The sequence below is a fragment of the Salinispora cortesiana genome (assembly GCF_000484695.1).
Taxonomy (GTDB): domain Bacteria; phylum Actinomycetota; class Actinomycetes; order Mycobacteriales; family Micromonosporaceae; genus Micromonospora; species Micromonospora cortesiana.
Window position 1 is genome coordinate 1 of the sequence record NZ_AXVR01000065.1, and the last position, 19,253, is coordinate 19,253.

At 71.2% G+C, this 19,253-nt stretch carries 19 protein-coding genes and 2 pseudogenes; 10 read left to right on the forward strand and 11 right to left on the reverse strand.

Annotated features, from left to right (window positions below):
- Window positions 1-546: pseudogene (locus tag K228_RS0120870) on the reverse strand (right-handed parallel beta-helix repeat-containing protein); the annotation flags it as partial.
- Between the two features lie 349 nt (window positions 547-895).
- Here K228_RS0120870 and K228_RS0120875 point away from each other — a divergent pair.
- A pseudogene (locus K228_RS0120875) lies at window positions 896-2,521 on the forward strand (isovaleryl-CoA dehydrogenase); the annotation flags it as partial.
- A gap of 51 nt (window positions 2,522-2,572) precedes the next feature.
- Here the strand turns inward: K228_RS0120875 and K228_RS27595 are convergent.
- A complete protein-coding gene (locus tag K228_RS27595) occupies window positions 2,573-3,190 on the reverse strand; it encodes a pyridoxamine 5'-phosphate oxidase family protein (protein WP_025620197.1) in 618 nt (205 codons plus the stop codon).
- A 181-nt stretch (window positions 3,191-3,371) separates the two neighbouring features.
- Here K228_RS27595 and K228_RS0120885 point away from each other — a divergent pair, with 181 nt between their 5' ends.
- From K228_RS0120885 to K228_RS0120895, 3 genes are read left to right on the forward strand one after another with little or no spacing between them, the layout of a single operon-like run.
- Window positions 3,372-3,863 (forward strand): DUF2231 domain-containing protein, encoded by a 492-nt coding sequence (locus tag K228_RS0120885; protein WP_025620179.1) that lies wholly within the window; start codon window positions 3,372-3,374, stop codon window positions 3,861-3,863.
- A 10-nt stretch (window positions 3,864-3,873) separates the two neighbouring features.
- Window positions 3,874-4,407: an Hsp20/alpha crystallin family protein gene (locus tag K228_RS0120890; protein ID WP_025620180.1), complete on the forward strand. Its 534-nt coding sequence runs from the start codon at window positions 3,874-3,876 to the stop codon at window positions 4,405-4,407.
- 7 nt (window positions 4,408-4,414) lie between these two features.
- A complete protein-coding gene (locus K228_RS0120895; RefSeq protein ID WP_025620181.1) occupies window positions 4,415-5,545 on the forward strand; it encodes a glycosyltransferase family 9 protein in 1,131 nt (376 codons plus the stop codon).
- Window positions 5,546-5,558: 13 nt separating this feature from the next.
- Here the strand turns inward: K228_RS0120895 and K228_RS0120900 are convergent, their stop codons facing one another.
- The 3 genes from K228_RS0120900 to K228_RS0120910 form a co-directional block, all read right to left on the reverse strand.
- Window positions 5,559-6,419, reverse strand: a complete 861-nt coding sequence (locus K228_RS0120900; RefSeq protein ID WP_025620182.1) for a glycosyltransferase family A protein — start codon at window positions 6,417-6,419, stop codon at window positions 5,559-5,561.
- On the reverse strand, window positions 6,416-8,092 hold the full coding sequence (gene rfaE2 / locus K228_RS0120905) for a D-glycero-beta-D-manno-heptose 1-phosphate adenylyltransferase (RefSeq protein ID WP_025620183.1): 1,677 nt from the start codon (window positions 8,090-8,092) through the stop codon (window positions 6,416-6,418). Before rfaE2 ends, K228_RS0120900 begins: the two co-directional genes overlap by 4 nt.
- 61 nt (window positions 8,093-8,153) lie before the next feature.
- A complete protein-coding gene (locus K228_RS0120910; RefSeq protein WP_025620184.1) occupies window positions 8,154-8,645 on the reverse strand; it encodes an NUDIX domain-containing protein in 492 nt (163 codons plus the stop codon).
- Between the two features lie 83 nt (window positions 8,646-8,728).
- On the opposite strand from K228_RS0120910, the gene K228_RS0120915 reads away from it, so the two are divergent.
- Window positions 8,729-10,378, forward strand: coding sequence for a fatty acid--CoA ligase (locus K228_RS0120915; RefSeq protein WP_033777199.1), 1,650 nt, complete (start codon window positions 8,729-8,731; stop codon window positions 10,376-10,378).
- Between the two features lie 54 nt (window positions 10,379-10,432).
- Here K228_RS0120915 and K228_RS0120920 read toward each other — a convergent pair whose 3' ends face one another.
- The 4 genes from K228_RS0120920 to ku all read right to left on the reverse strand — a co-directional run bounded on the left by K228_RS0120920 (window position 10,433) and on the right by ku (window position 14,061).
- Window positions 10,433-11,158: an HAD family hydrolase gene (locus tag K228_RS0120920; protein ID WP_025620186.1), complete on the reverse strand. Its 726-nt coding sequence runs from the start codon at window positions 11,156-11,158 to the stop codon at window positions 10,433-10,435.
- Between the two features lie 36 nt (window positions 11,159-11,194).
- Window positions 11,195-12,049, reverse strand: a complete 855-nt coding sequence (locus tag K228_RS0120925; RefSeq protein ID WP_025620187.1) for an SCO6745 family protein — start codon at window positions 12,047-12,049, stop codon at window positions 11,195-11,197.
- Between the two features lie 131 nt (window positions 12,050-12,180).
- Window positions 12,181-12,870 carry an FKBP-type peptidyl-prolyl cis-trans isomerase gene (locus tag K228_RS0120930; RefSeq protein ID WP_025620188.1) on the reverse strand — a complete coding sequence of 230 codons (690 nt, stop codon included), beginning with the start codon at window positions 12,868-12,870 and terminating at the stop codon, window positions 12,181-12,183.
- A gap of 114 nt (window positions 12,871-12,984) precedes the next feature.
- On the reverse strand, window positions 12,985-14,061 hold the full coding sequence (gene ku / locus K228_RS0120935; RefSeq protein ID WP_025620189.1) for a non-homologous end joining protein Ku: 1,077 nt from the start codon (window positions 14,059-14,061) through the stop codon (window positions 12,985-12,987).
- 85 nt (window positions 14,062-14,146) lie between these two features.
- On the opposite strand from ku, the gene ligD (K228_RS0120940) reads away from it, so the two are divergent.
- The 3 genes from ligD (K228_RS0120940) to K228_RS0120950 all read left to right on the forward strand — a co-directional run bounded on the left by ligD (K228_RS0120940) (window position 14,147) and on the right by K228_RS0120950 (window position 16,974).
- Window positions 14,147-15,085, forward strand: a complete 939-nt coding sequence (ligD, locus tag K228_RS0120940) for a non-homologous end-joining DNA ligase (protein ID WP_025620190.1) — start codon at window positions 14,147-14,149, stop codon at window positions 15,083-15,085.
- On the forward strand, window positions 15,078-15,986 hold the full coding sequence (gene ligD / locus K228_RS0120945; protein WP_025620191.1) for a non-homologous end-joining DNA ligase: 909 nt from the start codon (window positions 15,078-15,080) through the stop codon (window positions 15,984-15,986). Before ligD (K228_RS0120940) ends, ligD (K228_RS0120945) begins: the two co-directional genes overlap by 8 nt.
- Before the next feature lie 133 nt (window positions 15,987-16,119).
- Window positions 16,120-16,974, forward strand: coding sequence for an SCO4651 family lipoprotein (locus K228_RS0120950; protein ID WP_025620192.1), 855 nt, complete (start codon window positions 16,120-16,122; stop codon window positions 16,972-16,974).
- Window positions 16,975-17,040: 66 nt separating this feature from the next.
- Here K228_RS0120950 and K228_RS0120955 read toward each other — a convergent pair whose 3' ends face one another.
- Together K228_RS0120955 and K228_RS0120960 are read right to left on the reverse strand one after the other, a co-directional pair.
- Window positions 17,041-17,298, reverse strand: coding sequence for a hypothetical protein (locus K228_RS0120955; RefSeq protein ID WP_025620193.1), 258 nt, complete (start codon window positions 17,296-17,298; stop codon window positions 17,041-17,043).
- Complete coding sequence (locus tag K228_RS0120960) at window positions 17,295-17,618, reverse strand: DivIVA domain-containing protein (RefSeq protein ID WP_025620194.1); 324 nt, start codon at window positions 17,616-17,618, stop codon at window positions 17,295-17,297. Before K228_RS0120960 ends, K228_RS0120955 begins: the two co-directional genes overlap by 4 nt.
- A gap of 347 nt (window positions 17,619-17,965) precedes the next feature.
- Between K228_RS0120960 and K228_RS0120965 the strand changes: the two genes are divergently transcribed.
- Window positions 17,966-18,193: a winged helix-turn-helix domain-containing protein gene (locus K228_RS0120965; RefSeq protein ID WP_025620195.1), complete on the forward strand. Its 228-nt coding sequence runs from the start codon at window positions 17,966-17,968 to the stop codon at window positions 18,191-18,193.
- A gap of 299 nt (window positions 18,194-18,492) precedes the next feature.
- Window positions 18,493-19,253: RCC1 domain-containing protein (locus K228_RS0120970; RefSeq protein ID WP_025620196.1), on the forward strand; the 761-nt coding region annotated here is incomplete at its 3' end.

Sequence of the window (19,253 nt, forward strand, 5' to 3'; positions counted from 1 at the left end):
GGTGATGGTCAGCTTGTTGAGGGTGAGGTCACCACCCACGTCAACAGTGAGGATCCGGAATTCGTCCACCGCGGCGGCGCGTTCGATGGTGGTCTTCTTGCCGCCGTTGAGGGTGATCGGGGTGACGATCGCCGGCAGCCCCGCACCGTCGATGTCGGCGGTGAGCAGGTAGGTACAGTCCTTGGCCAGGTCGAGCACCGCCCCACCGCGGGCGTTGGCCAGGGTGATCTGCGCGATCAACGCGTCCGCGTCACACGGGACCGGGATGCCTGTCGGCTTCTTCTCCGAACCCTTGCCCTTGCCGTCCCGCTCGCCCTTCTCGCCGTGCCTGCCCTTGTTGTCATGCTTACCGGGGTCGCCGCTGTGATCATCGGTGGCGGTCAGGGTGCGCCCGAGCGTGTCCGCGGCCGGACTGGCGGTGATGCCGACGGTGCTCAGGGCCAGACCGGTCACCCCGGCTAGCCCGACCGCCCACCATCGCCACCGCGACCTCGCCCGACCCCTACCGGGCCGATCCGGCCTCTGGGTGTGGTCCTGGTCAATCATCGTGAACTCGATGTCCTTCCCCCGTGAGCGACAAGGTCCCACCACGCCGCACTCGCGGGGACGGCCCCTTGGCTACCAAGTGGTGGTAGCAGCCACCCGCAAAAGCTAAACCGACACAAACCCCAAACCAGTACGAATCCGAATATAAATCCCTAAAAGAAATTCGCTACCCGTGGCTGGTGGGCGGCCGTAGGGGGATCGTGCCGCTCGGCGAGACGCTGGGGGAGTGACTTCGGGCGCTCCGAGGCCCCGAGAGACTCCTTCCGCTGTCCCCTTCGGGTCAGCGAAAAGTGAATGCCGGTGCGATCCTTGCCGAGCGGGTCGAGTTGACCCGGATGGGAGGGCCACGGTGCCGACGCACGAGGTGTTCAACCAGGTGCCACCCCTGGTCGACTACGACGTGGCCGTCGATCCGGCGCTGTGCGCCGGGCTGGCCCGGGAGGGGGCCGGCTGGGCCGCCGCCGAGCTGCACGACCTCGGCCGGCTCGGCGGCACCGCGGCGGCGATCGAGCACGGCCGGTTGGCCAACGACCATCCGCCCGTACTGCGCAGCCACGACCGCTACGGGCACCGGGTGGACGAGGTGGAGTTCCACCCCTCCTGGCACGAGCTGATGCGGACCGCGGTGACCTACGGCCTGCACGCCGCGCCGTGGGCCGACGGCCGACCGGGAGCGCACGTCGCCCGCGCCGCGAAGTTCTACACCTGGCGGCCGGACGCCGGGCATGGCTGCCCGATCTCGATGACCTATGCGGCGGTGCCGGCGCTGCGGCACGCCCCGGAACTGGCCGCCCGGTATGAGCCGCTGCTGACCGCCACCACGTACGACCCGGGGTTGCGTCCGGCGCTCGGCAAGCACGGCCTGCTGGCGGGCATGTCGATGACCGAGAAGCAGGGCGGTTCGGACGTACGCGCCAACACCACCCTCGCCCAGCCCGCGGCGGACGGCAGCTACCGGCTGGTCGGGCACAAGTGGTTCACCTCCGCACCGATGTGCGATCTCTTCCTGACCCTCGGTCAGGCGCCGGGTGGGCTGACCTGTTTCCTGGTGCCTCGGGTATTGCCCGACGGCACGCGCAACCCGCTTCGGCTGATGCGGCTCAAGGAGAAGCTGGGCAACCGGTCGAACGCCTCGGCGGAGATCGAGTACGAGCACGCGGTGGCCTGGCGGGTCGGCGACGAGAGGTGCGGCGTCCGCACCATCATCGACATGGTCAACCTCACCCGGCTCGACTGCCTGATCGGCGCCGCCGCCGGGATGCGTCAGGGGGTCGTCACCGCGGTGCACCACGCCCGGCACCGGCGGGCATTCGGGCACCCGCTGGTCGACCAGCCGCTGATGCGCAACGTCCTCGCCGACCTCGCGGTGGAGTCAGAGGCCGCGACCGTCCTGATGCTGCGGCTCGCCGGTGCGACGGACCGTTCAGCTCGGGGTGACGCCGACGAGGCCGCGTTCAAACGGCTCGGCGTCGCGGTCGGCAAGTACTGGGTCTGCAAGCGGTGGCCGGGCCACGCCGCCGAGGCCCTGGAGTGCCTGGGTGGCAACGGGTACGTGGAGGAATCCGGCATGCCCCGGCTGTTCCGGGAGTCGCCGCTGAACTCGATCTGGGAGGGCTCCGGCAACGTGGCCGCCCTGGACGTGCTGCGGGCGCTGACCCGCCAGCCGCGGGTGCTGGCCGCCTTCGAGGCAGAGGTGGACGCCGCCGCCGGTGCGGACGCCCGGCTCGACGCCGCGGTCCGGCGGCTGCGGGCGAGCCTGGCGGACCCGGCCGATGCCGAGCTCCGGGCGCGGCACCTGGTGGAGCGGCTCGCCCTCGTCCTACAGGGGTCCCTGCTGGTGCGACACGGCCACCCGGCCGTCGCCGAGGCGTTCTGCGCGTCCCGGCTGGGCGGTGCGCACGGCTACGCGTACGGCACGCTCTCCGCCGGGATCAACCTCACCGCGATCATCGACCGTGCCACGCCGAAGGTGGGCTGCCCCCCCACCGCGGGCGGGTCAGGTGTAGAGGCGGCGGGTGTATTCCGGTCAGGTGTAGAGGCGGCGGGCGTACTCCGGGCCGTAGTAGCTCTGCAGCTCGGCCAGGCTCTCCGTGCGGGCCTCGACCTCCTTGACCAGGCGGGCCCGCGACGGCAGCACCTCGGGTGTCCAGCTCTGTGGGCTCCACAACTGCGATCGGAGGAACGCCTTCGCACAGTGGTAGAAGATCTCCTCGATCGCTACCACCAGCGCCAGGATCGGCCGATGGCCCTTGACCGTCATCGAGTCGAAGAAAGGCGCCTCCCGGACCAGTCGGGCCCGACCGTTGATCCGCAACGTGTCGGTGCGCCCGGGAATCAGGAAGATCAGCCCGACGTGTGGATTGTCCAGGATGTTGTGGAAGCCGTCGGCCCGTCGGTTGCCGGGGCGCTCCGGGATGGCGATGGTGGTGTCGTCGATCGGCAGGGCGAAACCGGGTGGGTCCCCCTTTGGCGAGACATCGCAGGTGCCGTCCGCGCCGGCCGTGGCCACCAGGCAGAACGGGGAGGCGGCCAGCCACTGCCGGTCCCGCTCGTGCAGGTGGGTGCGCTCCTTCGTGGCGGCCTGAGGCGTCGGTACACCCAGTAACTCCCTCAACTCCTCGTGAGTGGTGATATCTACCGTCACGTGCCCCTCCCTCGTCCGTTGACCATGGCGGCGGTGCGTCATCGACAGCCTAGGTGGCATCGACCGAGGTGAGGTCTGCCTGGGTGACGGAGGTTACCCGCCGCACCCATCCGCCAGTAGGACCACAAACAGTGCAGGTAGGACGACGAGCGCCAGCAGGACCGAACAGTGGAGGCCCGGAATGGAGAGCCGACTCAAAGTGTTGGGTCACCCCCTCCACCCGATGCTGGTGATGTTCCCGGTCGCCCTGCTCGCGACTGCCGTGTTCTTCGACGTGGTCGACATCGTGGGCGGGCCCGACTTCCTCGGTGAGGTCGCCTACTGGAACCTCACCGTCGGCCTGGTCGGTGGTCTGCTGGCCGCGGCGGCCGGGACGGTCGACCTGCTCGCCATCCCGACCGGCACCCGCGCCAAGCGGGTGGCGCTCACCCACGCCGCCGCGAACGTGGCGCTGATCCTGCTCTTCGCCGCGGTCTGGGCGGTCCGGCTCAACGCCGACTCCCGGGCCGCCGGCGGCGCGCTCCTCGCCATCGAGATCGTCGCCTTGGCCATCCTCGGGGTCAGCGCGTGGCTCGGCGGAGAACTGGTTGACCGTCTCGGCGTCGGAGTCGACCGGGACGCCGACCTGGACGCGCCCAGCTCCCTGCGGCCCTCGACAACCCCCAGTGAATAGGAGAAGTGTGATGAGTGAACCCGGCGGCGGGATCGGCCAGGGCAGGCGCGGCCGGCAGCAGGGGTGGGATCCGATGGGCGAGTTGCATTCGCTCCGCGCCGAGCTGGGTCGGCTGGTCGGGGGCCGGTCCGACTCGACGGACCTGCAGCTGGACGAGACCGAGGACGGCTGGGAGGTGATCGTCCGGCTGCCCGGGGTGGCGCCCGACGAGGTGGCCGTCGAGCTGGACGAGCGGGAGCTCTGCGTACGGGCCCGGTCAGAGGCCGAGGTCAACGCCGACTACGGGATCCTCGACGGCTCCGAGGCCCGGGCGTTCGCGTACCGGGTGGAACTGCCGTCGCGGGTGGACCCGGAGGCCATCGATGCGGTGATGGATCACGGTCTGCTCCGGATTCGGCTGCCCCGCACCGCCCGACCCGAGCCCCGCACCATCACCGTCGGGCGCAGCGGTGCTCGTGGCGCCGACGGCGGCACCCCGTTCCCGGTCGACCCCGCCGCAAACCGGGAGCTGCACCACCCGAACGTCGAGACCGATCGGCCGTAGCGCGCCGATGGTCGCCCCGCACCTGCTCGGCCCGGCCGCGCAGCGCGTACCCGAGGTGGAGCGGATCGCCGTGCTGCGGGCCAACGCGCTCGGCGACTTCATCTTCGTCCTGCCGGCGCTGGCTGCGTTGCGGGCCGCATACCCCGCGGCGGAGATCGTCCTGCTCGGCGCGCCGTGGCACGCGAAGCTCTGGCGCGATCGGCCGGGTCCGGTGGACCGGGTCCTGGTGGTTCCGCCGGCGCCCGGAATCCGCCGCCCGGAGCCGGACGAGCCGGAGTCCGGGCTGGCGGACTTCCTTGCCCGGGCCCGCGCGGAGCGCTTCGACCTGGCGCTGCAGGTGCACGGCGGCGGGGCCAACTCCAACCCGGTGGTGGCCGGCCTCGGCGCCCGGGTGACGGCCGGTCTGCGGGCCGAGGACGCGCCGCCGCTGGACCGCTGGCTGCGGTACGTCTACTACCAGCACGAGGTGATCCGCTACCTGGAGGTGGCGGCCCTGGTGGGGGCGCCGGCGACCACGGTGGTCCCCACCCTGGCGGTCACCGACGTCGATCGGGCCGAGGCAGCCGAGGTGCTCGGCCCGGCGGACCGGCCGCGGGTGGCGCTGCACCCGGGCGCCACCGACACCCGCCGACGTTGGCCGGTCGAACACTTCGCGGCCGTCGCCCGGCAACTGCACCGGGACGGGTATGAGGTGCTGGTCACCGGCACGCCGGTGGAGCGGGAGGTGGTGGACCGGGTGGTCACGGCGGCCGGGGTGCCCCTCCGGCCGCAGGTCGGCACGCTCAGCCTCGGCGGGCTGGCCGGCTGCTACGCCGGCTGCGCGCTGGTGATCGCCAACGACACCGGGCCGCTGCACCTGGCGGCGGCGGTCGGCACTGCCACGGTCGGCATTTTCTGGGTCGGCAACCTGATCACCACGGCGAGCCCGCTGCGGGGGCGGCACCGCCCGATCACGTCCTGGACGGTGCACTGCCCGGTCTGTGGGGTCGACTGCACCCCGGGCAGCTATCCACACCGGCCCGGCGACGGCGAGTGCCCGCACCGCGACTCGTTCGTGGCCGAGGTCCCGGTGATCGAGGTCCTCGAAGCCGCCCGCGACCTGCTCGCCGAGACAGAGCAGCCGGCCCCGACGCCCTGAGCCGCGGCTGGTGCTACGCCTGTTCGAGGAGTACCTCCCACGCCTCAACCTCACGTTCGGTGACGGTGGTCGGTGACTCCAGGTGGAACGCCCCGCTGGGCAGGACGCCGGCGCCGCCGGACCGTTCCAAGACGGCGAGCTGGGCGGCGACATCCTCCCCCTGGTGCCGCTCCGGCACCCGTCGCCAGAAGTCGAAGCCGCCCGCATCAACCAGCTTCGCCCGGTCGTACAGCACACAACCACCGATCCAGGAGACCTTGTACGCCCGCCAGGAGCCCGGTGGCAGGCGCAGCCGCTCGGTGACGTGGAGCAGGTTTGCGGCCGGGTGGAGCAGTGCGCGCTCCCACTGCGGGGTGCCCGGACGGATCCGCTCCGGCACCGGCGGCCCGTCCCACTCCTCGTAGTGCCGGTGCGTCTCCGGGCGGAGGTCGTGCCGGTACGACAGGCCGTGCACGGCGTTGCCGACGAACCCGCAGCCCAGCTCCGCGATCGCGGTGACCAGCCGGTGCAGGGCTTCCGGCGCCAACCACACGTCGTCGTCGAGGCAGAGCACGTAGCGGGCGGTCGAGGCGGCCAGCAGCGCTGCCCGATGCTCGGCCATCCCGCGCCGGGGCAGTCGGCGGGTCAGCAGGACCGGGTGCCCCCGGTGGCGCAGGACCCGGACCATCGCGGCCACGGCCGGGTGCGCGTACGCGGGGGCGTCGTCGGACTGGTCGCTGACCACCACCCCGAAGTCGGGTACGCCTTCCTGGGCGGCGAGCCCGGAGAGGGTGACCGCCAGCTCGGCGGGGCGGTTTCGGGTGGGGACCAGCACGTCGAGGTGTCGCTCGGCGCGGAATTCGTCGGAGTCGCCGTGCTCGAGAGGTCGGCTCACGCCTGCCCCGCCACCGGTGCGCCACCGCCGTACGCGCGGATCCGGTCGATGATCGCCGAGGTGGAGCGGTCCGGCACGTAGCCGAGGGTGTGGACCTGGCCGCCGAGCCGGCGGACCAGGGGTGCTTCTGGCACCAGCTCCGGCGGGTAGTCCCCGCCCTTGACGTAGATGTCCGGCCGGACGGCCTCGATGAGCCGGGCGGGCGAGTCCTCCTCGAAGACCACCACATGGTCAACGTGGGTCAGCGCCGCCAGCAGGGCCACCCGGTCCTCGACCGGGTTGACCGGCCGGTCGGCGCCCTTGAGCCGGCGGACGCTGCCGTCGGCGTTGACCGCCACCACGAGCAGGTCGCCGAGGGCGCGGGCCTGCTCCAGGTAGCGGACGTGCCCAGGATGCAGGACATCGAAGCAGCCGTTGGTGAAGACGACCGAGCGGCCCGCGCGGCGGTGTGCCCCGGCGATCGTCGCCAGCTCGTCGGCGCCGACGAGGGTTGGGGCGCCGCCGTCGTCGGAACGGTCGAGCGCGGTGAGTAGGTCCTCCCGCCGGCAGACACAGGTGCCGGTGTCGGAGACGGTGATGGTGGCCGCGAGCTGGGCGAGCTGCGCGGCGGTCGGTAGGGGGGCGTCGGCGGCCAGGGCGAGGGTCATCGCCGCCAGGTACGCGTCTCCGGCCCCGACCGTGTGGCTGGCCGGCATCGGGTTGCTGTGGCTGCGGCTGGGCTCGCCGTCCGGCCCGGCTACGACCGCGCCCTCGGTGTCCAGCGTCACCGCCACGACATCCGCGCCGGTGTGTCGCCGGAGCTCCGCCAGGCGGGATTCGGCGAGTACCGCCCGGTCCGGTCCCCCGGCGTCCCCGCGCGCCCCGGGCTCGATCTCGGTGTCGGTGACTCGACCGTCGCCGGGTGCGACTCCCACGGTCAGTTCGGAGGGGCCGTCGGAGCGGGCGCGGTCCGGGTGGTCCAGGTGCAGGCCCCCGCCCCCGGGCGGGGCCGCCGTGTGGGCGAGCAGTCGGCTCGCCTCGGCGAAGCTCGGTGTGACCACGGTCGGGGCGAGCCCGCGCCAGTCGGCGAGGTCATGGGCGTCCAGCGCGACCGTCGCGTACCGCTCCCGGTTGGCGACCAGCCACGCGCGCACCGGTGCGGGCAGGGCCCCCAGCGCGTAGTCGCAGACCACCAGCGTCGGCGCCGCACCACCCGCCGCGTACAGCTCCGTGGTCGCGCAGGTCAGGGCGTCGAGCAGGCGAGCCACTCCGGCGTCGTCCAGGGGATCCGCGGGGCCACCGGAGTCCTCCCGCAGCAGGATCTGGCTGCCGGCGAGCATCCGCCGCTTGACCGGGGTCGGGCGGCTCGGTTGGCTGACCGTGCGGTCCCACACGCCGGCCCGGTCCAGGCAGTCGTGCACCTCGTCGCCGGCCACATCCGCGCCGATTGGGGCGACCAGCGCGGCCCGTCCGCCGAGCGCGGCGATGTTGACGGCGGTGTTCGCCGCACCGCCCGCGGCGGAGATCCGTCGGCGCAGGGTGAGGATTGGGGCTGGCGCCTCCCGGCAGAGCCGATCCGAGTCGGCGAACCGCCACTCGTCGAGCATTGCGTCCCCGACGACCAGGACGGGGCGTCCCAGCCAGCTCTCCACCACGGCGGCGAGTCGGTGCTGTTCCGCTGCTGCTCCTGCCATGTCCGTCCGGGTCCCCGCCGCTCCGCCGGGCCAAACCTGGCGGGGTGGGACCGGCGGCGGACTATTTGAGGATCAGGCGGTTCGTCTGCTCGAAGACATCCAGGTCGGCGAGGGTCTCCGGGACGCTGGCCGACAGCGGGCCGGGCAGGTGGCCCCGGTCGAAGAAGGCGGCATCGGTGGTCTCGTCGGTGATCCGGGCGAGATCCCCGTCCCACTCCTCCACCCGGAACGCGGTGGTGAAGATCTGGTACGTGTGCCCGTACATGTTGGTGTGGGTGCGGTCCGGCCCGGTGTAGAGGGCGAAGGCGCTGACCCGCAGGGCGCGCAGCCCGGTCTCCTCCCGTACCTCCCGCACCGCGCAGTCGGCGATCGACTCACCCAGCTCCATCGCCCCCGCCGGCATGGCCCAGCGCCCGTTGTCGGCGCGCTGGATCAGCAGGATCCGGCCCGCGTTGTCCCGCACCACCGCGCGGGCACCGACGAACATCAGCGTCCGGTCGCCGGCGATGGCGCGGAGTTGTCCGACGTAGGAATCTGCCCAGGAAATGCTCACCCCGGCTAATTTACGCACCGCCGTCGGGACGAGATGGAGATCCGGGGTTCCCAGATGTGATCGGCGCCACTAGTTTGTTGCTCATGCGGAGCACGATGATGGATGCCCCCCTCCAGGTCTCCCAGATTCTTCGCCACGGCGCCACCGTGCACAGCGCGGCCACGGTGGTCACCTGGACCGGTGCCGAGCCGCGCCGGATGAGCTACGCCGACGTGGCGCGCTCGGCCGCCCAGCTGGCGCACGCGTTGCGAGACGAGTGCGGTGTGACCGGGGACGAGCGCGTCGCCACCTTCCTGTGGAACAACACCGAGCACTTGGTGGCCTACTTCGCGGTGCCGAGCATGGGCGCGGTGCTGCACACGCTCAACATCCGGCTTCTCCCGGACCAGGTCTCCTACATCGCCAACCACGCGCAGGACCGGGTGGTGCTGGTCGACACGTCCCTGATCCCGCTGCTGGCGAAGGTGATCGGCGACATGACCACCGTTCGGCACGTGGTGGTGGTCGGCGGTGGTGACCCCGCTCCGCTCGTCGCGGCGGCCGGCAACCGGATCTCCGTACACCACTGGGATGCCCTGCTGGCCGGGAGGCCCGAGACCTACGACTGGCCGGACGTGGACGAGCGCTCTGCCGCCGCGCTCTGCTACACCTCCGGGACCACCGGCAACCCCAAGGGGGTGGCCTACTCGCACCGCTCGATCTACCTGCACTCGCTCCAGGTCTGCATGCCGGAGTCGTTCAGCCTCGAGCCGAAGGACCGGGTCTTGGGCATCGTGCCGATGTTCCATGCGATGTCCTGGGGGCTGCCCTATGCGGCGTTCCTCTGCGGCGCGTCGCTGCTGCTGCCGGACCGGTTCCTCCAGGCCGCCCCGATCGCCGAGATGATCGCCGCCGAGCGGCCGACCGTCGCCGGCGCCGTCCCCACCATCTGGACCGACCTGCTCGCCCACCTGGACAGCCACGAGGTCGACACCAGCTCTCTGGGAGAGGTGATCGTGGGTGGGGCGGCGTGCCCACCGGCGTTGATGCACGCCTTCGAGGAGCGGCACGACATCCGGATCATTCACGCCTGGGGCATGACCGAAACCTCTCCGCTGGGTTCGGTGGCCCGCCCGCCGGCCGGTGCTGACGAGGCCACAGCGTGGCAGTACCGCTACACCCAGGGCCGGGTCCCAGCCGGGGTCGAGGCCCGGATCGTCGGCCCGCAGGGCAAGCAGCTGCCCGCCGACGGCACGTCCGTGGGGGAGCTGGAGGTCCGCGGGCCGTGGGTGACCGGGCGGTACGTCGGCGAAGAGACCCCGGACGCGGAGACGTTCCGGGATGGCTGGCTGCGTACGGGGGACGTCGGCACCCTCTCCCCGGATGGCTACCTGACATTGACCGACCGGGCGAAGGATGTCATCAAGTCCGGCGGTGAGTGGATCTCCTCGGTGGAGCTGGAGAACGCGCTGATGGCCCACCCGGATGTGGTCGAGGCCTGCGTGGTGGGGGTCCCAGACGAGCGCTGGGGCGAGCGGCCGTTGGCGACCGTGGTGCTCCGGGAGGGGGCGAAGGCCGGGGTTGAGGAGTTGCGGAGCTTCCTCGCCGAGTCGGTGGCCCGCTGGCAGCTCCCCGAGCGCTGGGCGGTCATCGACGCCGTGCCGAGGACCAGCGTGGGCAAGTACGACAAGAAGGCGGTCCGGTCCCGGTACGCCGAGGGGGGCCTAGCCGTCCGGGAGCTGGCCTCCTCCTAGTCGCTGTCGGGTCAGGGGGCGGCCCCGGCGTTCGCACCGCGCCGGGGCCGCCGCTCAAGCGGGGCGACCCGCACCGCCATTGTCGCGAGGGCGATTCGTCTTTGTCCTCGTAACCGGGGAACTTGTGTCGTGGGCCGTCGTCACGGTCTCCGGGGTCAGCTCGCCGATCGAGGAGAGCAGCACCGCGGCGAGCCGCTCGGCCTCCGGCTCCAGCGGGTACGCCCCGTGCGGCACCGCCACCACGGCCATTCCCGCGGCAGCCGCGGACCGGACGCCGTTGGCGGAGTCCTCGACCGCGACGCAGTGGGCCGGCTCGACACCGAGCCGTGCGGCGACCGCCAGGTAGACATCCGGAGCCGGCTTGCCGCGCCGGGTCTCCTCGGTCGACAGCGTCGCGCCGAAGGTGTCGCCCAGCCCGGTCGCGTCGAGCGCCGTCCGGATCAGCCGGGTCGGGGAGGAGCTGGCCAGGCCCAGTGGCCACCGCCCGGCCGTCCGACGCACGGCATCGACGGCACCGTCGATCAGCGGTACGCGGTGTGCGTACCGCCGGGACATCTCCGTAACCACCTCGGTGGCGACCTGCTCGGCCGTCCGGTCGACGCCGAGCTCATCGCTGAGGTAGCGGGACCACTCGCCGGTGCTCATGCCCATCAGTCGGCGCTGCGAGTCGGCCTGCCAGGTGCCGCCGTGCGCCGCCACGTACGCCCGCCGGACCTCCTCCCAGACCGGTTCGGAGTCCACGATCACGCCGTCCAGGTCGAAGATCACCGCAGCCACCATGCCCCTCATCCTGCCGGACGGCACCAGCAGCGCCGGTCAACCCAGGGGCGGCAGGCCGATCGGGTTGTCCGGCGGGATGATGGTGTGCCCGGCCCGGACCACCGGGTCGAGTAGCTCCCGGAGCCGGGCGCTGCGCTCTGGGCCGAGTGCTTGCCACGGGTGGACCGCCGCCGTGTCGGTGGCCGCCTCGACGGCACCGAATCCGGCCTGTCCCCGCTCGGTGGGTTCACCGTCGGCGGTCAGCCAACCCCGGTCGTGGAGCCGGCTTCGGGCCACCGCCCACTCCTGCTCGGTCCAGCCCCGGCCGAGCAGGTTGGCCGCGGGCATTCCCACCGCCACCCGCCAGGCCAGCGTCTCCACCGGGTCGAGGTCGGCCGCGACGAGCGCGGCGATGTGCCCGTCCCCACGGTGCTCCCGCAGGACCGTCGCCGCCTGCCAGAGCCGGGCGAGCGGGTATTCACCGCGCGGCAGCGCCGCGTTCGCGGCCCCCAGCACCCGGCCCGCCGTCCTGGTTTCGGCCGCGGCTGCCTCCAGCAGGTCGGCGGTCTCCGTGAGGTGGGACTCGGGCAGCTCATAGGTGAGCTCGGCGAGGGCCTGGACGGCGCCGGTGAGTCGGGCGCGCAGGGCCTCCTCCGGGGACGCCAGCTTCCAGATCGCAGGCAGCGCGCGCTGCACCATGTGCGGGGCGAAGTTGTAGAAGGCCGCGGTCACCGGTGCCGCGGTGGTGGCACCGAGCGGCGCGGACCGGCCGGCGAAGTAGCCCCGCCAGTAGCCGCGCAGCCCGGTCGCCTCGTACGCCGCGCGGGCCCGGGGATGGAAGTACGTCACCGCGTGGACCGGCTCGAAGTAGGTCCACATCAACCGGGCTGTCCGCCCCGCGTCGTCTGTCATGCGCACCTCCGCGTCCGTTCCGGCACCTGGGTGGCCTATCTGCCCCCCGGTTCGACGAACCTACTGCCGTTCGGTAACGGTGTGGAAGCCCGCTGTGGCCAACCGCACCGGCGTCGGGGCGGCCCGGCCGGTCACTGCGCGCCGAGCACGTCCACGACGAAGCGCAGCGGGCCGGCCGGACGGCCACCGCCCGGTTCGGTGCCGTACGCCAGTTCGGCGGGGATGTCCAGCTGCACCCGGCTGCCGATGGTCACGCCGACCAGGCCCTGGTCCCAGCCGGGGATCACGCCGCCGACCCCGATCGGGAAGCTCGCCGGCTGTCCGCGCGACCAGGAGGAGTCGAACTCCTCGCCCTCGTTGTAGAGGATGCCGACGTAGTTGACGGTGATCGTCTGACCGCTCTCCACCGCGGGCCCGGTGCCCTCGATCAGCGGGGTGACGACGAGCTCGGTCAGCTCGCCCTCGGCCGCCTCCACGGTCGGCGGGGTGTTCAGCGCCGGGTCGGCCCCGTCCGGCAGCTCGGTGCCGCCGGCAGCCGGGTCGGGGGCGTCCGTCGACGGGGCGCCCGCCGCCGGGGAATCCGCCGCGGTGGGGGTGCTCTCGTCGTCACCGGCCGGGCCGACCAGCACGAACACGGTGATCAGGAGGGCGGCCACGGCAACCCCGGCGAGACCGCCGGCCCAGGCCTGCCGGCGGCGCTTCGCCTCGGCAGCCTTCTGCTCGGCGAGCTGAGCGGCCAACCGCCGCTCCGACTTTTGTGCCCGGTTCTGCGTCCGCTCGCTCACGGCGTCGACTCCCTGTTCGAAGATGGTGGCCGGCACCGCGTGCCGGGGGAAGGCCGACGAACACGGTACCCGCCGGGGACCCCGTGGTGCAGGTGTCGTACGCCCCACTGTCCGGTGGAATCCGGTATCGCCGACAGGTGGCCTCGCCGTTCAGGCGGTCTTGCGGGCGCCCTTGCGGGCCGGGGCCTTCTTGGCCGGCTCCGTCCGCTGCCCCTCATCCTTCTTCGCGGTTGTCTTGGTCGCCGTTTTCTTCCCGGCTGTCTTCTTGTCGGCCTTCTTCTCCTCGGCCTTCTCCTTTTCCGCCGCCTTCTTCGCCGGAGTTGCCTTCTCGCCTTTCTTCCCGGCGGCCTTCTTCGGTGGGGCCTGCTGCTCGGCGGCCTTCCGCTGGGCCGAACGCGCCGCCGAGATGGGGGTCGGTTCGCCCGCGCCGGAGCCGGCGGGCTTCTCGCCGCGTGCCGCCTGGGCCCGCTCCACCGATGCCTTCAACGCCGCCATCAGGTCCACCGCCGCCGCCGGAGCCTCCTCGACCTCCTCCGGCTGGACGACCTCGCGGCCCTCCACCTTCGCGTCGATGACCTCCTTCAGGGCGGTCCGGTAGTCGTCGGTGAAGACATCGGGCTGGAAGTCACCCGCCATCGAGTCGATCAGGGAGCTGGCCATCGCGAGCTCCGGGGGGCGGACCTTCAGGTCCTCGTCGAGAAAGCCGAACTCCGGCGTCCGGATCTCGTCGGGCCAGAGCATCGTGTTGAGCAGCAGGACGCCCTGGTGCACCCGCAGCGTCGCGAGCTGCTCGCGTTGCCGGATCGCCACCTTCACGATGGCCACTCGTTCGGAGTCGGTGAGCGCGTTGCGCAGCAGCACATACGGCTTGGTGGCGGTGCCCTCGGGCTCGAGGAAGTATGCCTTGTTGTAGAGGATCGGGTCGACCTGTTCGGCGGGGACGAACTCCAGCACATCGATCGCCCGTGAGGTGCTCAGTGGCAGGTCGGCGAAGTCGTCGTCGGTGAGGATGACCAACTCGCCGCCGCCGAGGTCGTACCCCTTGGCGATGTCGTCGTAGCTGACCTCTTCGCCACAGACCTGGCAGGTGCGCTTGTAGCGGATTCGACCCCCGTCATCCCGGTGCACCTGGTGGAACCGAATATCCTTCTCCTCGGTTGCTGAATACAGCTTCACCCCGATCGAGACGAGCCCGAACGACACGGCTCCTTTCCAAATGGCCCGCACCCTGAGCTCCTTTCGCCGGTATCGACCATGTTCTCATCCGATGGAACCGGGCGCGAGCAGTTCCGCATTCGACTAAGGTCGGTTTGTGCCCGGCGTGCCGTCCAAGCCGATGCTCGCGACCACCGGGGAGTTGCCGGTGGGCCCGGGCTGGGCCTATGAGTTCAAATGGGACGGAATCCGAGCGCTGATCAACATTGGCGACGGCCAGCAGCGGGTGTACGCCCGCTCCGGCGTCGAGGTCACCGTCGCCTATCCGGAGCTGGCCGGCCTCTCCGGGCAGGTGGATGACGCCCTCCTCGATGGCGAGGTGGTGCTCTTCGGCACGACCGGGCAGCCCTCGTTCACGGCGCTCGCCGAGCGAATGCACGTCCGGGACCGGGGCCGGGCCGCGCGGCTCGCGGCATCCCTTCCCATCACCTACCTGGTCTTCGATCTGCTGCGACTCGACGGCGTCGACCTGACCGGCTACCCGTGGCAGCGGCGGCGAGCTGTGCTCGACGAGTTGGGGCTGGCCGGACCCCGGTGGGCGGTCCCGCCAGCCTTCTCCGACGGTCCGGCGACCTTCCAGGCGGCGGGGGAGCACGGCCTGGAGGGGGTGATGGCCAAGCGGGTCGGTTCCGTCTACCGGCCGGGTACGCGCTCACCGGACTGGGTCAAGGTCAAGTTGGAGGTGACCGGCGACTTCGTGGTGGGGGGCTGGCGGCCGGGAGCCCGCCGGCTGGGCGGGCTGCTGGTCGGGGTGCCACGGCCGGACGGCCGTCTCACCTTCCGGGGGCGGGTCGGCGGTGGCATCGGCGCGGCGCTGGAGCGGGAGCTGCTGCGCGAGCTGGAGCCCCTGCGCACCAGTGCTTCCCCCTTCGCCGGGGACCTTCCCCGCGCGGACTCCCGGGACGTGGTCTGGGTCGCTCCCCGGGTCGTGGTGGAGGTGAAGTACGGCCAGCTCACCCCGGATGGACGACTGCGCTTTCCCCGGGTACTGCGGCTGCGACCGGACAAACTCGCCGAGGAGGTTGACGATGTCTGACCGGCTCCGGGTCGAAGTGGCCGGCCGCACTCTGGAGTTGTCGAATCTGGATAAGGTGCTGTACCCGGCGACCGGATTCACCAAGGGCGAGGTGATCGACTACTACACCCGGGTCGCCCCGGTGCTCCTGCCGCACCTCGCCGGCCGGGCGCTGACCCGGATCCGGTTCCCGAACGGCGTCGACGGTGGTTCCTTCTTCGAGAAGAACGCCCCGGCGGCGACCCCGAGCTGGGTCCACACCGAGACGTTGCCGGTCCCCGGCTCGGCGAAGGGGCGAGAGACGATCGACTACGTGGTCGCCGACGAGCTGCCGACCCTGGTCTGGTTGGCCAACCTCGCCGCCCTCGAACTGCACACACCACAGTGGCAGATCGGGGCGCATCCGGACCTGATGGTGGTTGATCTCGATCCCGGTGCGCCGGCCGAGCTTCGCCAGTGCTGTCAGGTCGCCCTGCTGCTGCGCGAACGGCTCGCCGACGACGGGATCGAGTCGTATCCGAAGACCTCGGGAAAGAAGGGCATGCAGCTCTGCTGTCCGATCGCCGGCACCCAACCAGCTGACACAGTCTCCGGCTACGCCCGACGGATCGCCCAGGAGCTGGAGCGGGCTCATCCGAAGCTGATCGTGTCCAAGATGGCACGAAGGCTGCGGCCCGGAAAGGTTTTCATTGACTGGAGTCAGAACAACGCGGCGAAGACGACGGTGGCGCCGTACTCGCTGCGTGCCCAGTCGGTGCCGGCGGTGTCCACCCCGCTGACCTGGGCCGAGGTTACGGCCGGGGCGGCCGGCAAACGCCCGGCGGTCAAGCCCTATCCGGCGGCCGAGGTGCTGACCCGCATCGCCGAGCAGGGCGACCTGCTTGCCCCGTTGCTTGACGATGGGCCGGAGCTGCCGGGCTAGGTGTTGATCGGTGGTCATCGGGCTTCAACCCGAGCGGAGCGTCGGCGCGGTGTGTCCGAAAAGGCGATGCCGGCGCCGACCAACTGGGGATACGGTGAACAGTCGATCAATGCTTTCGGGGGGAGTGGCTCACTTGTCACGTTGGAAGAACATCGCCGTTCTGGCGGCTGCGACCGCCTCGGCCGTCGCGGTGACCGGCTGCGGGCCCAGCACGGCCTCACAGGAGTCAGCACAGCAGTCAAGCGTGCTGGAGCTACTCGCCAGCGACCTCCAGGGTTCACTCCAGGAGGCGGCGGACCGGACCAGCAAGATCGAGACCCTACGGGCGACGCTGGTGGCCTCGGGCCCCGAGGACTTCGAGATGCAGATGGCGATGGATCTGCGTGACCCCCTGAGTTACGAGGCGGTCATGGAGGTGGGGGGAGAGGTCACCACCATTCGTCTGATCGACTCCGTGATGTACATGGAGCGTCCCGAGGCGGAACGCGCGAGCAGCGACGGTAAGCGCTGGATGAAGATGGACCTTACCTCCGCTTTCGCCTCGGGGATGGGCCTCGACGCGCAGGTGCAGGAGACCGACCCGGTCCAGCAGGTCGAGACGCTGTTGGAGCTTGAGGGAGTCACCGTTGTCGGTGAGGAGACAGTGGACGGGGTGCCCACGGTCCACTACAGCGTCACCGCTACCACGGAGGAGCACCTCGCCCTGCTGAAGGAGCAGACCGAGCTCGACTCCGGCGACCTGGGGAATGCCGCGGGTCAGGCCGCCAAGTACGGCGTCACCGAGATCAAGACCGAGCTGTGGATCGACGAGCAGTACTGGCCGCGCCGGGCCCGCGTGACCATGGGCGAGATGGGCGTGATGACGATCGACTACACCGACTACAACGAGCCGGTGACCATCGAGACGCCGCCGGCCGCCGAGACCACCGACTTCGCCGAGCTCCTCGGTGACCTCGGGGAGGAGCTCGGCAGCACCGCCACCACCTGACCTGGACGCACGGTCCTACTGATCGCCACGCTCTGCCCGGCCGGGCTCACCGGCCGGGCAGAGTCGTTACCGGGGTGGGCGCGGCCGGCAGCGCGAGGTGTGGTCCACCGCGAGTACGCACCGGCCACGTCCCTCCGGCAGCAGCCGGTCGCAGAAGGCCCAGTGGCGCACATCCTGCTGGTCCTCGGCGGAGACGGTTACCCCGCCCGGATCGACCCGGGCGCTGAACCGAATCAACACTCGGGCGGCAGTCCGGGCCAGGATTCGGGCCCGCATCAGGTCGGCAGCGGTGACCGGGAGGTGGATCACCCAGCGGCTGGTCATCGGTGGTGGTGGCGGGCCGACTGGGCGCTCTGCCACTCCCGCAGGGCGTTCTTGATCCGTACGTTCTCCTCCTGCACCGCGACCAGAGCGGTCTGTGCGGTGGTCAACTCGTCGGCGACCCGGTGCAGGAAGTCGCGGATCTCCACCGGGTCGAGCCCCCGTCGCCGGACCGAGAAGTACCGGTCCCGGATCTGCCCCGGCCGCAGCGGCAGCCGGGGATGTGTCGGCGCTGCGGGTTTGTGGTGGCGGGTGACCCGGCGGTGCGGGCTGGGGCTCGGTCGGTGCGTGAGTCGGCGGATCAGGCTGCGCATGGTGGCCACCCTTCGTCGAGTCGCGGGTAGGTGGAGGGGTGCTCCGCCGGTTGCGGTCGGCGGAGCACCCGCCCGGCCATCGCAGCCTCGATCGGCGGTACGACAGCCGGGCCGTGCCTGGGGGTGGCGCGGAGGTGCGGTCTCGGCGGCGATGCGAGACCAGTACGAGAGGCGCCAACCGACCGCAGCGGCACCGCATCACCGACAGCGACGCTACTGACACCTCGCACCTCTGTCAACGCTCTCTTATCTGTCGAACCTGGCGCGTCAACTTTTTGATGCTTTTCTCCTAGCTCTTGCTGCTCTCTCAGCTGGTGATCAATACTGGACGGGCCAACCGACTGCAAGGGGCATCCGTGCCGATACCACCAACCATGGACGAGTTGATCAGCGATCTGCTGAAGCGGATCGAGGCGGGCGAGTTCCGCCCTGGCTCGCAGATACCGTCCACTCAGGAGCTTGCCGACCACTACGACCTGTCGCTGTCGACGATTCACCGAGCGGTGGCGCGGCTGCGGGGGCAGGGGGTGTTGGTGGGTCGTCCGGGGCGGGGCGTCTTTGTCGCCGAGCCACCAAGTCGCTGACGGGGTGCGGCCCTTGACCGGGTAGCACCCCGTCTGATTCGGGGCCCTTCGCTGGCTGCGGCGTGCTGACGTTGTCGCCCGTGTGATCCGCGGGCCGCCCTGCTACCTGCGGACGACGGGCTTCCCATGGCTGGCACTGGGTTGGGTGCCGAGGTGTCGAGCGCCTCGACCAACTCCTTGCGGGGTGCCAACCGGCAACTTTGGATTACTGGCCTTTGGGGCGTTTCATGCTAAGAAAAGCTGGGAGAGCGGGGTAAAAATGGCATCTGCCCTAGTTGTCTGCTCGGAGGTTAGGGACGATGCAGGGGATCCGTCAGCGGGCAGGTCGTAGCGTTCGAGCGCGCGAGGTGGCTCGGACCGGCACCGGATGGTTCTGCCTCATCTTGGCTGCGACACTCCCGCAGGCGGTCGGTGTGTCGCCTGCGATCGCGCAGCACGGACTAGCGGCACCTGACGCGTCGGACACCATCCTCGCCTGGGGCGATAACAACGACGGCGAGTTGGGCGACGGGACGACCACGGACAGCAGTACGCCGGTCGAGGTCAGTCTGCCGGCGGGCACCACCGTCACCGCCATCGCCGCCGGCCACGACCACAGTCTGGCGGTGACGTCTGCCGGCACCGCCCTTGCCTGGGGCGACAACCGCTTTGGCCAGCTTGGCGATGAGACCACCACGGACAGCATCACGCCCGTCGACGTCAGTCTGCTGGCGGGCACCACCGTCACCGCCATCGCCGCCGGTGACGACCACAGCTTCGCGGTGACGTCCGCCGGCGCCGCCCTTGCCTGGGGCGACAACGACCGGGGTGAGTTGGGCGACGGGACTACCACCCGCAGCAGCACACCGGTCCCCGTCAGCCTGCCGGCGGGCACCACGGTCACCGCGATCGCCGGTGGCATCGCTCATGGCCTGGCATTGACGTCTGCCGGCAAAGTCCTCGCCTGGGGCCTGAACTCCGATGGCCAGTTGGGGGACGGGACGACCGCGGACAGCAGTACGCCGGTCGAGGTCAGTCTGCCGGCGGGCACCACGGTCACCGCCATCGGCGGCGGACGAGA